Source organism: Ktedonobacterales bacterium (assembly GCA_036557285.1).
Taxonomy (GTDB): domain Bacteria; phylum Chloroflexota; class Ktedonobacteria; order Ktedonobacterales; family DATBGS01; genus DATBHW01.
On the sequence record DATBHW010000014.1, the window covers coordinates 12425 to 27750 of the forward strand.

The following is a 15326-nucleotide window of genomic DNA, read 5'->3' on the forward strand; positions in this document are numbered from 1 at the left end:
TTAGTCTCTCGAACGTGTTAGCGGCGTCCGGCTTTGGCCTCACGCGGTTTGCCTTTGGTGTCGCGCGGCTTGGGGAAGTATTCCAGCAGGCGCGCGTTGCGCAGGTAGTCCTGGCGCTCCTCGGGATATTTGACGATGAGGTAGAAAAGCAGGCGGGCTGTCACTTCCACGACCCAGATGAGCCAGAGATAGCGCCAGAAGCGCCAGGCCAGCGGGGTGCTGTCCAGCAGGCCGCGAGCGCCGATCAGGGGCCAGCCGACCAGGGCAATGATCACCCATTTGTTCATGTATTTATCCATGAGCCGTTTGTTCAGAACGTTCTTCTTGAAGAAGCGTTTGCGACCTTCGACCCAATAGTAAAATGGCACGAGCAGCCCCAGCGCGCAGAAAATGATCCAGGGAAGAAAAAAGTGGAATAGTTCAGAACCGTCAGGCCCTTGTCCGTGGCCGCCCCCAGCGGCGCCAGGGTCCGTGAAGAGCCATTGAATGATTGCCCCCATGAGTGCTTGATACTCCTCCCAGCGCCCGCGCGCGCGGGCGAAGCGCATAGTTCGCCAGCCCACTGACTGGTGATGCGGGCTGGCTTCATGATACCAGATTAGAAACGCGCAGGTCAAATCTCTCTTTTTCTCATCCTCGCCTCACGTTTCCCAAGGCGAGGAGGCTGCGCCTTTTATCCGAGCGCCTGTTGTAGATCGGCGATCAGGTCTTGCGTGTCCTCGATGCCGACAGAGAGGCGCAGCAATGTCTCGGTAATGCCGCGTCTTTCGCGCTCGGCGACGGGGATGCTGCCGTGAGTCATAGTGACGGGGTGGCAGGCCAGCGATTCGACTCCGCCCAGGCTTTCGGCCAGAGCAAAGAGTTTGAGGCGTCGCACGACGTGATCGAGATCGGCGCGCGCGCCCTTGAGGTCGAACGAGACCATGCCGCCAAAGTCGCGCATCTGGCGTGCCGCCAGCGCGTGGTTGGGGTGGTTGGGCAGGCCAGGGTAGTAGACTTTGCGCACGCGGGGATGCTCACTCAGATAGGTGGCGATGGCCTGGGCGTTGGCGCAGTGCTGGCGCATGCGCACCGCCAGCGTCTTGGCGCCGCGCAGAGCCAGCCAGGCGTCGAATGGGCCAGGCACGCCGCCAGCGGCGTTCTGATAAAACTTCATGCTCTGGTAGGTTTCTTCGTCGGAGGTGATGGCTGCGCCGCCGATCATATCGCTGTGGCCGTTGATGTATTTGGTGGTGCTGTGGATGACGATCTGCGCGCCCAGTTTCAGCGGCTGCTGAAGGTAAGGGCTGGCAAAGGTGTTGTCAACGATGAGCCGCGCCTGATGATCGCTGGCTATCTGAGCAACGGCGGCCAGGTCTACCAGATTGAGCAAGGGGTTGGTTGGCGTCTCCACCCAGATAGCGCGGGTATTGGGGCGGATGGCCTGCTTATAAGCGGAGGTGTCGCTGGCGGGTACATAACTAAAGTCCAGCCCTGCTTTGCGCAGGACGCGCTCGAAGATGCGATAGGTGCCGCCGTAGAGGTCATCGCAGGCGAGGATATGATCGCCCGGATTGAAGAGGCTGAGGACGGCGCTGGTGGCGGCCATGCCGCTGGCGAAGGCCAGCCCATACATGCCCTCTTCCAGGGCCGCCAGGCAGGTTTCCAGGGCGGTGCGGGTGGGGTTCTGGGTGCGCGAGTATTCATAGCCCTTATGCTCGCCCAGGCCGGATTGGGTGTAGGTCGAAGTCTGGAAAATGGGGGTGATGGTCGCCCCGGTGGTCGGGTCCGGGTTCTGCCCGGCGTGGATGGCTCTGGTTGCAAACTCCATAGTATTGATCCTGCTTTTCTCTGATGCTACGCTGTGACTGCTTTGTCATTGGCAGCTATTATACCACCCTGATTCAATCGCCCTCTTGCTTAAATGCGCTGCTTTGCAAAAAAGTTCATGGCATTTCACGGAACTCGTGGAGGCGGCTGAGGCTGTCTTAAAAAGCCGGGCGAAACCTCAGCGTATGGTATAATGGCTGCGCCAGGGCTGGTAAGCCCGTTCTTTATGTTTTTCCTGGAGTGTTTTTCCTGAGCCAATGACTGGTTCCTGGTTATCTGTAGCGCCGGTGTGGGTGGGCGCCTGTCGAGACCATAGAGATTGATACGTGCATGACTGATATAACCCTTCCTGATACTGAGCGCCTGGGGCTGGCCCATCGCCTCTTGCTGGAATGGTATGAGCGCGCTGGCCGCAAACTGCCCTGGCGCGAGACGAATGACCCCTATGCTATTCTGGTTTCGGAGATGATGCTCCAACAAACCCAGGTGGATCGCGTGCTTCCCAAGTATCGAGAGTTTTTAGCGCGCTTCCCCACGCTGGCGGCGCTGGCCGAGGCTCCGACGGCTGAGGTGATTCGCGCCTGGTCGCCGCTGGGATATAATATGCGCGCAGTGCGTTTGCAAGCCATCGCGCGTCAGGTGATGGCTGAGTATCAGGGGCAGATTCCAGCAAAAGTGGAGGAACTCTGCACGCTCAAGGGCGTGGGGCGCTATACCGCAGGGGCTATCGCGTGCTTTGCGTATCATCAACAGGCGCCAACTGTTGATACCAATATCCGGCGCGTGCTGTATCGCCTCTTCGTTGGCATTGAAAAGCTGGAAGCCCCTGTGCGCGATGAGGCGGTCTGGAAGTTGGCGGAGGCCGCCTTGCCATCCGGCGAGGCATATCGCTGGAATCAGGCGCTAATGGACCTGGGCGCGACGGTCTGCACAGCAGCGACTCCAGCGTGTGAAAATTGTCCTATGCAGCAGGTTTGCTGCGCGTATGAAGAGGTGGGCCAGCATACGCTGTTTCCATCGGGCAAGGGATTGCAGGCGCTGCTTCAGCAAGGAAGGGCAGACGCAGCCTTGCGGAAACGGACGCTGACAAAGGGTGTGGATGGCCTTGCCGATGCCGGGCGAGCAAATAGGTCTCTGGGCAAGGTGGCGGAAACGCCCGCAGCCTATAAGGCCCAACCATTTACCAGCACGACGCGCTATTTTCGCGGGCGTATTGTGGATGCCCTGCGGTTGCTGGCGCCAGGGGAACGCTTGAATTTGATGGACCTTGGGCCGCAGGTGAAGCCAGATTTTTCTGCGGTTGATCTGGCCTGGTTGTATGGCCTTACGCGACGATTGGCGCACGATGGCTTGATTGCGCTGCACGGCGAGCCAGATAAGCTTGCTGATCACGAGGCACAGAACTATGCGGCGCTGCTGGTCTCGCTGCCCTAACATGAGGAGCTGTCCTTGTCTGATCTAAGGTTATCGAAAGATAAAGATGAAGTCGGTGGATTAAATGATCGCAGCGATTATCAGCGTTGTTTTGTGTGTGGGGTGCGCAATGCCTCTGGGATGCGGGTTGAGTTTCGGCGCGAAGGCGAATGTATCCTGGCCGATTTCTTGCCGGAAGAAGCTTTTCAGGGGTTCCCTGGAGTGGTGCATGGTGGGGTTCTGGCGTCGCTGCTTGATGAGGCGCTCTCGCGCACGGCGCTGCTCCACGGAGAGTGGGTGATGACGGGGCGTCTGGAGATTCGTTATCGCCAGCCGGCAGTGGTAGGGCAGTTACTGCGGGTGAGTGCTGAAATTGAACAGCGCCGCGCTCGTATGGTCATTGCGCGCGGGGCAATTGCCCTGGCTGCTGATCCGGCAGTGGTCATTGCCGAGGCCAGAGGGACGTTTCTCCCTTATCCTGAGCAGCTTCGCCAGCAGGCGCTGCAAACCTATCCAGGGCTGGATCGCTGGTTCTAGTTTTCAATATTGCGCCAGGGGCATCAGACGGCAGAGTACCAACGATTCAGCTTGACATCGTTTAGAAAACTTCAGTATCATGGCATGCGAGGTAGGCGCTACGAGCAAGAAGTGGTGTGCTTCTGTTGGGCAGGTGTCCGACAAGGCTGATCCTTTTGCTTCAGTGGTCTATCGAAGCGTTGTCAGGGACAAAAAATCAAAGCTGCACGTTGATGAGCAAGGTGGAATGATGGCAAGAAAAGACCTTGAAAAGGAAACAGAACGACCACGCTATTACTCGCAGTTCTGGCTGGATGTGGCAGCCGGACGCCGAGTGATTGGCGGGGGAAAAGGCGCTCAGGAAGGTGAAGAGGCCGAGGAGAGTGAGGCGGAGAGCGCATCAGAGATGAGTGCCAAAGCCGGGAAAGCGCCGAAAGGCCCAGCGACGCCGCCAGTGGTCGAGGCAGAGCCTGCTAGCCGCCGGGCGTCAGCGCCGCCGCTTCGATTGAGCGGCGCTGAGTCGCTGGCTGATCTGGCCGCTGCGGCTGGTCTCATTGATATGGAGTCTAGTGAGGGCAGTTCCAGGCTAGAGGAGGAAGACGTTATCGAAGATCTGGAACCCTTGCCGGAGGCTGAGGAGGCCAATCTGCAAGCGGAACCAGAAGAAGAGTCCTATAGTTATGATAGCCTCTACGATGAGGAGGACGAGGAGGAGGAGGAGGGAGATGGTTGGTCTTCTTCCCGTCGAGGAAAGAAACACAAGAAAACGGAAAAGCCGCGCAGGCGTGAGAAAGGTCGAGACTTCTAGCGTCATTGATAGGCAGCTTGTCGAAATGTCCTTGCAGAGCCATGACGGGACCAGCATGCTGGTCCCGTCATGGCTCTTGGAGATTGGAGGGCTATGTGATGGGACCGCAGGATGCGTCGGATCGTATCTGGCTGAAACAGTCGGTACAATTTTCAGTCGCTGGGCAGGTGCGCACCATCGAGATTGCTCTGCCGGTGCGGCCAGACGCCTCGGCAGAGGAAATCGAGCGCCTGCTGCGGCAGGCTGACGCTGGCCTCGATCAGATGACCCAACATCTGAACAGCAAGGTGAACAAGTTGCTGGATCAGGGGAAGACGCAGAAGACCCCGGTGGCTGCCGACTCATCGAGGAGAAACCCCCGCGATATGCGGGGTCTGGAAGAATCGGCGTCTGCTGTCGAAGGAAGTGGGGCGGGCGCCAGGCCGACTGGTTCAGGCGCGCCGCCAACTATGGCTGGCGCTGTCTCAGAGGGGGCTGATTGGTCTGCTCCAGGGCCAACAGAGGCTTTGCCCGCCGCTGGCTCCGCGCTTGATCGCAAGCAATTTATCGCGGAGATCGCTGTGCTGGGGTTAAATCCGCGCCAGGCGATGGAGCGGCTGGGCGTGCGTACCCTGGATGGGGTGAATTTGCGGCAGGCGCTGGAGCAGCTACGGCTTCAGCTTCTTCACGAGCGCCCTGCATCAACTGGCGCTCGTGCAGCAGTTGAGGATTCTGGCAGCTCCTCAGCAGAGGGATCGCTGACACGAGGCGTCTCTTCGCCTCCAGCGTCTGGCTCGCCTCATCGCCAGGCGCCTGAATTGAAGTATACCTCGCTGCTCTCGCAGGCTGCCCCTGTCGAGCAGACGATCTTGCGCCCGCTGCCGGAGGGTGGCTTGCTGATAGGTGATGAAGAACAGCCCTCCGCTGATGTGGCCGCGCAGGAAAGAAATGAACACCTGCGCGTGCGCGAACGGCCTCGCACCCCTATTCCGATTCGTGGAGAGCGAAATCTGAACTCTTTGCAGGAGCAAGCGCGGGCGCGGACCCTGCTGGAGCGGCTGCGTCGGCTGCGTGGACGGCTGAACCCACCCAGCAGCGACAATCTGAAGGCTTTTCGCTATGTGGTGGAGGATCAGATCGGGGCGGAAAAAACGGCGGCGCTGTTGCAGGCCATCTGGAGTGTGTCTCTGCCGGAACGATTAAGCCCAGATCAGGTGGCTGAATGTATCCGCTGGGGCAAAGACGATCATTTTGAAGAGGAAGTTGATATGCTGCTCAGACTGACAGCGGCAGAGGAATCGTAAGTGCGCATTGTTGGTGGTGAGGCGAAAGGTCGGCGGCTCAAGCACCCGAAGACAGCCGGGACACGCCCGGTGATTGATCGTGTCAAGACGGCGCTGTTTGATATTTTAGGCGTGCGGGTTCTTGATGCGCGCTTTCTCGATCTCTTCGCCGGAACAGGGGCCGTTGGGCTGGAGGCGTTGAGCCGGGGCGCGGCGCACGCGACGTTTATCGAGTTGAGCCAGCAGGTGACGGCAGTATTACGCGAGAATCTGCGGACAACTGGCCTGGCAGACCGCGCCGAGGTGGTTCGGGGAGACGCCTTTCGTTTTCTGGACCTGGCAGCCTCCCAGGGGCGGCGGTATGATATGGTATATATAGCGCCTCCGCAATATCAGCAACTGGCGGCAAAGGCGCTGGCTCAGGTAGAGCGCCTGCCGTTGACAGATGCCGGGGCGCTGGCGATTGTGCAGATTTTTCCCAAAGAGCGGGTGGACCTCGATCACCTGCCACTGCGTAAGTTTCGCCAGGTAGATGAGCGGCGCTATGGCAGCACGCTGCTGCTTTTCTATGAGCACCAGTTAAAAAGCTAGTGCCAGGAGGGAACGCCACGATGTCAAAGCCAGCCAGCCGATTTGCTTTTATTGATGATAGCGAGGCGCTTCGTCGGTTGGGGGTTGATCGCAAGACGCTGGAGCAGTTCATTCGAGAGAAGCGCTTGCGGGCGTATGGGGGCGTCGGCAAAGACGCTTTTTTTAAGGCGAATGAGGTCGAGGCGCTTTATGCCGCGCTCCATCCGGCGGCTGAAGCCGCAGAACCGGAGGAGGCGCCAGCCGAGGAGAAAAAGGCCGGGCCGCCGCGCCATGATCCGGCGATGCGGGTGCATCTGCGGCTTCAGGCGGACCTCAAGTGGTTTGATATTAGCGACGGCGATATTGATAGCTGGTTTCGTGAACTGCGGCCCGACGGCTATCAGCGTCAGCGCAGCAATATTCTGGAAGTGATGCGCAAGCTGCAACGCATGCTCGATCTGATTGACGCCAACAGCGCCGCTCCAGAAGATCAGCCTTGAGGGCGCTGAAGCGACGCTGTTGATGCTTTGTCGCGCTCCCCTGGCGCTTGCGCCAGCGCGGTCTGATGGTAGCGATGGATGGTCCTGGTAGGCGGCCAGGTGGCGCGCGTTACTGGTTCCTGGGCCTGCGCGATGGAAAGAATGCGGTGAGTCGCTGGCGCGTGGCCTCTCCACTTTGGGGCGTAAAGAGCGCGGCCCAGACAGCGCCTGCCGTCATGCCAAGCGTGAAATTGCGGCTGAACTTCCACCCCGACTTGATGCCCTTGCCTGTTCTGGCTGCTCCACTTGCGACGCCCTGCCTGACCTGCGCCAGACTCTCCTGGGTCTTGCCGATAGCCTGGGCGGTGGTTGCTCGCGTAGTCCTTCTAAGAGAGCTTCTCACGGAACTTAGAGCGTCTCCGAAGGAACCCATTTGACCGCCAGCCTGCCGGGAGAGGTTGGTCAGTTGGCGCCGGGTCTGCTTCAGCCATTTGGTGATGGTTTTCTGTCGCTGGCGTGGCATGCGGCTCAGGGGTACTCCCTGTGTACGGCTGGCAAGGCGGCTGAGTTGATTCTGCGCCTGCCTGGTGATCATATCTGCCCGCCTGCGTACTCTGCCTGCTCGTCTGGTAGGCTTACCAATCTGCCCGGTGAACCGACTGACCTGTTCGGTAAGCCTGCCTGTCTGGCCGCTCAATTGGTTGGACCATTGGTTGAGGAAGTTTTGCGCGCGCCACAGGGCTGTTCGCCGTCGCCGGGCGTTGCGATTTCTTATCAAGAGCGCAGCGCCGACAGCCAGGGCTATTCCACCTGCCAGGCTTGCTCCCAGGTAGAGCCAGCGCGAGCGATACCAGGGTGAACCTGCCTCCAGGTCAGCCGTCCCAAGGATGGCATCTTCCGGTGAGAGGGCGCTTTCCTGATCAGGCAGCCTGCCAGTTTCCACAAAGAGTATGGCATCCTCTCCCTGGCCTGGGGTGGCCGACCCTGGTGGGATCCGCCCTGCCGCTTGCTCGCGCGCCAGATCGGCTGCAAGCTCTGCGCTACCGGGTTCTTCTTTATCGTTTGGGAGATGCTCAGGGAGGTCGCTCGCATCGCTCATCCCTGTAATATCTTGCTCCATTGTATCCCTCTTCTCTTCATACCAGGACGGCAATAAGGCGCCGATGCCAGGCGCTCGGCCAGACGCCTTGCGTCAAGAGAACCGTGCATATTCTATGCCAACTCTGCCTGGGGGGAACCTACAAAAAAAGAACCGGAAATATCCGGTTCTTCAACGAGGCTGGGGTACTAGGATTCGAACCTAGACAACGTGATCCAGAGTCACGGGTCCTACCGTTAGACGATACCCCAAAGCAGACATCTCTAATATACCCTATGGGACTGAGCCATGTCAAGCGGTTTTCTATGGTGGGTTCTCCCAAATCTGAGGTGTTGGCAAGCGAGGCGTGTTACTGGGAGCGCCGCCTCCCTTCGGGAAGGGCCGCTTGCCTCGGCTATGCCTCGTCGAGCGAGAGGTCCTCGCTCCCGTTGGTCGCTCGCGCGTCCCTTCTTGGCGGCCAGCGGTGGCCTGCTGGTCCGCTGGCCTGGAGGGCGAACGCTCGCCAGGGCGCAGCGGTGGCCGCCTGGAAGGCGGCGCTACCAGTGACCCCCGATCATTGGTGGAACCTCTATGGTGGAAGCTGCGCAGACGCTCGCTGCCTGCACGATGGATAAGAATTTGCTATAATAGAGTGGCGTTTTAGAGACTGAGAGGGTATGGCCTTGCACTGTTTTCTGCAACTGGTTGCAAGGGCGCTACCAGGAGCATCGCATTATGGCAGGCAATATGTTATCAGACCCTGGGGAGGGTCTTGAGGTTATCGTAGGGACGCGTGGCAGCGCGCTGGCGATGTGGCAAACGGAAGCGGTCATTGGCCTGCTCCGGGCGGAGCATCCTGCTGTGCGCTTCGCTGTCCAGACGATCAAAACCCAGGGCGACAAAACTCAGGCGCTGGCGATTCCGCTGGCCCAGCTTGGGGATAAGGGTCTGTTTGTGGCCGAACTGGAGCAGGCGCTCCTGGCCGGGCAATTGGATATAGCTGTCGAGCCGCTGAACGATCATCTGCTGGTGGAGCATGAGCGACGGGTGACAGAGACACGCCAGCCGATTGATGCCGCTGTGCATAGCCTGAAGGATTTGCCGGGGCAGCTTTCCGCTGGCCTGACCCTTGCCGCCATCACAGAACGGGCCGATGCGCGCGATGTGCTGGTTTCGCGTCATGGCTGCACGCTTGAGCAACTTCCGCCAGGAGCGCGAGTGGCAACCAGCAGCTTGCGCCGCCGGGCGCAAATCCTGCATCGGCGGCCTGATCTCCAGATCGTGGAGATTCGCGGCAATATAGATACACGCCTGCGCAAGGCGCTGGCGTCTGATGGCCCCGATGCGATTATCCTGGCTGCTGCTGGTCTGGCGCGTCTGGGGCTGTCCGAGTGGATCACGGAGTATCTGTCGCTGGAGGTGATGCTTCCGGCTGCCGGACAGGGCGCGCTGGCTGTGGAGGTGCGCGCGGCTGATGAGCGCCTGGTGCGCCTGGTGGCGGCAGCCGATCACGGGCCAACGCGCCGGGCAGTATCTGCGGAGCGGGCGCTGCTGGATACGCTTGGCGGTGGCTGCCAGGTTCCCATCGGTGTCTATACCTCGGTTGAGGGCGAGGCGGGCAGCGAATACCTCTGGCTGCGCGCGATGGTCGCCAGCCCTGATGGCGCGCATCTGCTGCGCCGCGAGGCGCGTGGCCCGCTGGATGCTCCAGAGGAGTTGGGCCGCTCGGTGGCGCAGGCGCTTCTGGCTGCGGGCGCGGGTGAACTTCTGGCCGAGAGCCGCGCTCGTCCGGTAGGCAGCGAATAGGAAAACGAGGCATATGATGGCCCGCAGCCGTCCAGAACCAACTGAGGCAAAGGCTCCTCTTGCCTGGGAGAACCTGCCAACAACTGCTGATTCTCTGCTCTTGCTGGTGGACAGAGGGACGCTCTCTGGGGCCGTCGCGGAACTGACCCGACGGGGGCGAGCGCCAGAGACGCCCGCTGCCGTTATCCGCTGGGGAGCGATGATGCGGCAGGAATATATAGCTGGGACGCTTGCCCATATTGCTGCCCGCGCGGAGGCCGCCGGGATCACGCCGCCCGTCATGCTGATTGTGGGCGAGGGCGCCAGGCTGCGCCGGGTCGATCTGCGCCCGCTTGTGGGAAAACGCATCCTGATCACACGCGCCGCAGAGCAGGCGGAGGGGCTTCGCGCGCTGCTGGAAGCGGAGGGGGCAGAAGTAACGACGCTCTCGGCGATCAGCATCGAGCCTGCCGCCGATACTGCCGCGTTTGATCGAGCCATTGGGCGCATCGAGCGTTATCATTGGGTGATCTTTACCAGCGTGAATGGCGTGCGGGCGTTCGTCGAGCGGCTGCATCGGGCCGAGATGGACTGGCGGGCGCTCAAGGGCGTGCGGCTGGGCGCGATTGGTCCGGCGACGGCGGAGGCGCTGCGTAATTCCGGGGTAAGCCCCGATTTCGTGCCTGATGAGTATGTGGCCGAGGCGATCATCGCGGGCATCGGTGATGTGGTCGGGCAGCGTATCTTACTGCCACGCGCCGATATTGCCCGCGAGGCGCTGGTGGTTGAACTGCGCCGCCTGGGCGCTGAGGTAGAGGAGATTGCCGCCTATCGAACGGTGGCGCGGCCTCTGGATGCGCAGACGGTGATAGCAGCCCTGGCAGCGCGCCCCGCTGCGATCACCTTCACCAGTTCGTCTACGGTGCGCGGCTTTCTGGCGGCGCTGCATGGGCTGAGTCTGGCGGATGCGCTGAGCGGTGTGGCGGTGGCCTGCATCGGCCCCATCACGGCGCAGACCGCGCGCGAGGCTGGCCTGGTGCCACAGATTGTTGCTGAAGAATATACGATGCCTGGCCTGACGCGGGCGATTGTCTCGTATTTTGCGGCTCCCCAGGCGCAAAGGGCGGCGCATCGATCTAAGGAGACACATGTATGAGTGCTGATGGGGTACTTGCCACGCTCACGGCTGTGCTGAGCTTGATTGCCGCTATCTTTGTCCTCGATCAGTACCTCCATCGCCCCAAAGCCTATAAGCTGCTCTGGCTGCTTGGCCTGGTGGCCTATGGCATTGCTGCTGCCGTTGAGGCTGTCGGCGCGGCTGAGGGTCATTGGAACCTGGGGATTTATCGCGCGTGGTACTTCTTTGGCGGCCTGCTGGTTGCCGCTTATCTTGGCATGGGTACGGCATATCTGATGCTGCCGCGCCGCGTGGCGCATGTAATTATGGCTGTTCTGGCGCTGGCGACTATTTATGGCGCGGCGCGCGTCTTTACGGCGTCGATCTCCGCTGAGAATCTTCACAAGCTGCTTAGCTCTACACCTCAGCAGGTGGTTGATGTCTCCAACTTCACTATTATGCCGCTGGATATAGAAATCCTGGCGCCGATCATGAATATCAGCGGCGCGGCGTTTCTCTTTGGCGGCGCGCTCTGGACGGCGTGGGTCTTCTGGCGCAAGCGCATCATGCCCTATCGGGTTCTCTCCAACGTACTGATTGCCATTGGCGCGCTGGCCCCAACTATCCTTACCGGATTAGTCCGGCTGGGTTTTACCAGCGGCTTCTTCCTGGGGCAATTGATTGGCGCGGCTTTTATTCTGGCGGGCTTCCTGGTCAGTATCGAGATATTTAGTGTATTTCGCGTACCCTTTACCAACGTGATCCTGCGCCAGCGCGCCAGCGCCCAGACTAAGAGCTAGCCAGGACAACGCATCACCTCTTCTTCTTACCTCTCCTCTCAAGCGCCTTGCTTTGCCTTCCGCCAAGCGCCTGCCGAGCTTGTCTTGATAGGCTGCTTCTTCGGCATAGGTTTTGCGGAGGTGGGCGCGCAACGAAACTCAGGACAGAAAGCGACCGGGTAGTGGTATGCTTGATCTGCGTCTGCAATCGCTGCTTTATTTCAGCAGAAAGAGAAGATGGCTATGGCAGAGCAAGAACCGAAGGTAACGCCGATCATTCGCCTGCCGCAGATTCGAGCAGGAAGAGAGGCGTCGGCTGGCAAGGCCGCTGGATTGACTCCAGAGCAGGGAATGAGAGAGCCAGGGGTGGGTGGAGAAGAAGAGGCGGAGGCTGAGGAACTTCTGGAGGAGGAAGCACTCCAGCCCCTTTGGAAATCCCAGATTTCGGGTGATCAAACGAAGCTTTCGGGTGATACTGCCGCGTTGCGCGCTGGTGTCTCCAGCTTATTGAGGCGCGCGCTGCTCAATTTTGCCGAGCAGGAGCGCCAGCGCGCCCGGTTGGTGACGGTCTTGCTGGCGGCGCAGGCGGTGATCCTGCTTGCGGTTTTGCCTGGCTATCTCTTCGGCCATTTCCAGCTTGCCGGAGTGCTGGTGGCGCTGGGCGGGCTGGCGTTCTTCGGCATTGTCTGGCTCTTGAACTGGATGGGGAGAATTGCTGAAGCCAGCTATTTGCTGGTGGTTGGCGGTGGGGCGCTGGTGGTACTGGATTTGCTCTTGAGTGCTGCCCATCTGCTCTCGCTGGAGACGCTGCATATTTCACTGCTCTTTCTTCTGGTGATTCTGAGCGGCGGCATTCTTTTCTCACCTGAGACGGCCTTAATTCTCTCCATCATTTCCGCGCTCTTCACAGCTATTGTCTTGCTGCTCTTTCATCCCTCCACTTCGCTTGGGGCGGTTTTCACCGCGCAGGGGCGTTATCTCTCGCTGATTTATCTGGTGCTGGTTCAGGTTTGTGTAGGTGTGGTGGCCTGGCTTTTCGGGCGGCAGATGCAAGAAAGCGTGCATCTGATTACCTATGTCTCCGGGCTGCAAATTAGCAACAAGCGTCTACATAAGCGTTTACGCGAGACGGCTGAGAAAAAGCGTCACCTGGAGGCTGGCCTGGCGATCATCCAGCAAACGCACGCGCGCGTGGCTGCGGGGGATTATTCGGCGCGCGCCCATGTAGAAGGCGATCTGCTGCCGCTGGCGGTGAGTCTGAATCTGATGTTGGAGCGTGTCGAAAGCTTTGTGCATGGCGAGCATGAGCGCGAACGGATGGAGACTGCCGTTGCCGGACTGGCTGAACTGGCCGGGCGCGTCGGCCAGGACAGCCTGGGCCGACTCCCGGTGCTGACAGGTACGGCGCTTGACGGCCTTTCTATCGCTATTAAACAGATGCAAACCAATGTCAATCAGCGCCTGGCACGGGTGCAGCAATCGACGGCGGCACTGATGGCAACGGTTGGTCGCTGTCAGGATGGACTCTTGCCGGTGGCTGAAGTGCTGCAAGAGCATTTACGCAGCGTGGATGCGCTGGTGATCGCCGCCGATAATATCATGAACAGCGCCCAGCGCCAGGTGGAGTTTGCAACCCAGGCCGAGCAATTGCTGCTGACCGCTGCTCCAGCAGGGGTTGATCTGAAGCCAGTGGAAGAGAATCTCAATCAGCGTGTAGGGACTTCGGCCTTGAGCCTGGCTGATGAAATGGAGCGGCGCGCAGCCCTGGCAAACAGCATGGCCGAGCCTGCTGCTTCGCAAGAGGCAGCCACTGCGCAGCAAGAAGCCTCATCTGAGCCAGAAGCGCCCGCTGAGCCAGAAGTGCCTCCGGTTGAGGAGCAAGCTGCGCTGCCGGAAGCGCAGGCAGATATAAAGCAAGCGGAGGGAGAAAAAGCGCCTCAGTCGGAGGAGCCAGCCTCTCAACCAGCAGAACAGGCAGCGCAGCCAACCGCAGATGGAGAAGAGGCGTCGCAAGAAGCTTCTGCGGCTGGCGAGGAGTCGAAGCTTGAAACAGAACAGGAGGCTGATGATGTGGCAGCGGCAGAAGGAGAGACTCAGCCGCCTGCTGCTGCGGCGATTCTTGAGCAGGCCGAAGGGGAGTCTCCTGGGAATGCCGAAGCAGAGGCAGCCGTTGACGATGCCGCAGCCGTTGGCGGCGCCGCTGACCTGGCTGTTGATGAAAACAAAAAACTGACGCTGGCCGATGTAGACCGTGAGGCTGCTGAAGCCGAGGCCCAGGTTCAAGAACCGGCCTGGAATGTGGGACAACTGCGCGAACTGGTCGGAGTGCTTTCCACTATGGCTGGCGAGGCAACCCAGCAAGAGCGTAACGCGCGCACACTGACCTTTAAGCTGCGCGCGATGTTGCAGGGTATGCCGAATACGCGGCGCGTTGACATGATGGCTGCCTGGCTGCGAACCGCGCTAGATGCTGTTACGCAGTCGGCGACGCAGGTGCAGCAGGCGAGCAAAACGATTCCGGCCAGTGCTTTTCAGGCCGCGCGCAAGGAGCGCGCTGACACGCTCAGAGAGGAGGGGGAGGATTAGGCGTCCAGACGCGCGCGAACGGCTTGCGCGGCATCGGCGAGTTCGCTGAGTATCTCCTGGGCGTCTTCGCGGCTGTGCAGGCGCAGCCCACAATCGGGCGAGAGCCAGAGCCGCTCAGCCCCAAGCCGATTAACGGCTCGCTCGATACGTGTCTGGATGACCTGGCGTGCCTCTGGCGCTGGGGCCTGGGTGTTGACACAGCCATAGACGAGTCGGAAGCCAGCACTCTCCAGGTCGTCGGCCTCGATGGCGCTCAGCGTGTCAATTTGCGAACCCGCGACATTGAGCGCGGCAATAGGCATGGCGAGCAGTTCATAGGTGATGGGGCGCACATCGGCGCAGATATGCAGCATGGGGAACGGAATGATGGCCGTCACCTCGCGCAGCGCCTGTTCCGCCAGATCGATCTCCAGCCCATTGTGGATAGCGCCCGGCAACATTGGCTCATCTATTTGCACGATCTCTGCCCCTGCCGCTACGAGCGCCGCTGCTTCGCGGGCCAGAATACCTGCCAGGCGCAAGAGGAGTTGCCGGTCGCTGTTTCCGTTGTAGGGAGTGCCAGGCGTCAGGCGTGTAGAGAGCGCCAGCGTAACAGGTCCGGTGATGACCCCTTTGACGGTTGCTCGGCCCCTTGCCAGCAGGCGCGCCAGCAAATAATCGCCAGCGACCAGGGGTTCGCTGGGCAGGTCCGGGGGCGCTTCCAGTTCCCAGACGCCATCTGGGGCCTGCCGAAAACCAGGGATGCCAGCGGCAAAGAGGCTGATGATGTCGGCGCGAACCTGCCCATCGCTAATCAGGTCAATGCCCGCTGCAATCTGGTCTTCTACGGCGCGCTGGACCGCCCGCTTCGGGGGAAGGTCGCCTGGTGGGTAACTGCCTGCGGCAGTAGTGAGCAAGGGTATGGCGCTCCAGTGGGCCATAAAGGACTCCTCTATCGCGTATCTCGTTCAGAAATAGTATCACATCCCCTTGAATAGGTGTTGGTTCTGGTAGCGCCCGTGGTATCTGCAAGCCGGTTACTTTGCCGGGTTGATTTGACCTGTGCTTTCTACTTCGCTATACTTTTCTGTTGAAAGAATTGCACATACAATTATTCACAGGCGATCATTAAGAGATAGCGGCAA

At 60.2% G+C, this 15326-nt stretch carries 14 protein-coding genes and 1 tRNA gene; 10 read left to right on the forward strand and 5 right to left on the reverse strand.

Annotated elements, in window-relative coordinates; genetic code table 11:
• Positions 1-17: 17 nt before the first annotated feature.
• Positions 18-617, reverse strand: coding sequence for a hypothetical protein (locus VH599_05140; GenBank protein ID HEY7347683.1), 600 nt, complete (start codon positions 615-617; stop codon positions 18-20).
• Positions 618-673: 56 nt separating this feature from the next.
• A complete protein-coding gene (locus tag VH599_05145; GenBank protein HEY7347684.1) occupies positions 674-1819 on the reverse strand; it encodes a cystathionine gamma-synthase in 1146 nt (381 codons plus the stop codon).
• Between the two features lie 320 nt (positions 1820-2139).
• Between VH599_05145 and VH599_05150 the strand changes: the two genes are divergently transcribed.
• The 6 genes from VH599_05150 (at position 2140) to VH599_05175 (ending at position 6878) form a co-directional block, all read left to right on the forward strand.
• Positions 2140-3243, forward strand: coding sequence for an A/G-specific adenine glycosylase (locus VH599_05150; protein ID HEY7347685.1), 1104 nt, complete (start codon positions 2140-2142; stop codon positions 3241-3243).
• A 15-nt stretch (positions 3244-3258) separates the two neighbouring features.
• The gene (locus VH599_05155; GenBank protein ID HEY7347686.1) at positions 3259-3759 is read left to right on the forward strand and encodes a PaaI family thioesterase; all 501 of its coding nucleotides are present in this window, start codon (positions 3259-3261) and stop codon (positions 3757-3759) included.
• 79 nt (positions 3760-3838) lie between these two features.
• Complete coding sequence (locus VH599_05160; protein ID HEY7347687.1) at positions 3839-4546, forward strand: hypothetical protein; 708 nt, start codon at positions 3839-3841, stop codon at positions 4544-4546.
• A 98-nt stretch (positions 4547-4644) separates the two neighbouring features.
• Positions 4645-5829: a hypothetical protein gene (locus VH599_05165; protein ID HEY7347688.1), complete on the forward strand. Its 1185-nt coding sequence runs from the start codon at positions 4645-4647 to the stop codon at positions 5827-5829.
• A complete protein-coding gene (gene rsmD / locus VH599_05170) occupies positions 5830-6399 on the forward strand; it encodes a 16S rRNA (guanine(966)-N(2))-methyltransferase RsmD (GenBank protein HEY7347689.1) in 570 nt (189 codons plus the stop codon).
• Between the two features lie 20 nt (positions 6400-6419).
• Positions 6420-6878 carry a hypothetical protein gene (locus tag VH599_05175; GenBank protein ID HEY7347690.1) on the forward strand — a complete coding sequence of 153 codons (459 nt, stop codon included), beginning with the start codon at positions 6420-6422 and terminating at the stop codon, positions 6876-6878.
• Between the two features lie 109 nt (positions 6879-6987).
• Here VH599_05175 and VH599_05180 read toward each other — a convergent pair whose 3' ends face one another.
• Positions 6988-7977, reverse strand: a complete 990-nt coding sequence (locus VH599_05180; GenBank protein HEY7347691.1) for a hypothetical protein — start codon at positions 7975-7977, stop codon at positions 6988-6990.
• Positions 7978-8136: 159 nt separating this feature from the next.
• A tRNA-Gln gene (locus VH599_05185) sits at positions 8137-8207 on the reverse strand.
• A gap of 463 nt (positions 8208-8670) precedes the next feature.
• Here VH599_05185 and hemC point away from each other — a divergent pair.
• The 4 genes from hemC (at position 8671) to VH599_05205 (ending at position 14202) form a co-directional block, all read left to right on the forward strand.
• The gene (gene hemC / locus VH599_05190; protein ID HEY7347692.1) at positions 8671-9741 is read left to right on the forward strand and encodes a hydroxymethylbilane synthase; all 1071 of its coding nucleotides are present in this window, start codon (positions 8671-8673) and stop codon (positions 9739-9741) included.
• A gap of 13 nt (positions 9742-9754) precedes the next feature.
• Positions 9755-10876: a uroporphyrinogen-III synthase gene (locus tag VH599_05195; GenBank protein HEY7347693.1), complete on the forward strand. Its 1122-nt coding sequence runs from the start codon at positions 9755-9757 to the stop codon at positions 10874-10876.
• A complete protein-coding gene (locus VH599_05200; GenBank protein ID HEY7347694.1) occupies positions 10873-11637 on the forward strand; it encodes a hypothetical protein in 765 nt (254 codons plus the stop codon). The genes VH599_05195 and VH599_05200 overlap by 4 nt, the downstream gene beginning before the upstream one ends.
• Before the next feature lie 222 nt (positions 11638-11859).
• Positions 11860-14202 carry a hypothetical protein gene (locus tag VH599_05205; GenBank protein ID HEY7347695.1) on the forward strand — a complete coding sequence of 781 codons (2343 nt, stop codon included), beginning with the start codon at positions 11860-11862 and terminating at the stop codon, positions 14200-14202.
• Here VH599_05205 and VH599_05210 read toward each other — a convergent pair.
• A complete protein-coding gene (locus VH599_05210; GenBank protein HEY7347696.1) occupies positions 14199-15122 on the reverse strand; it encodes a hypothetical protein in 924 nt (307 codons plus the stop codon). The genes VH599_05205 and VH599_05210 overlap by 4 nt on opposite strands.
• Positions 15123-15326 lie beyond the last annotated feature (204 nt).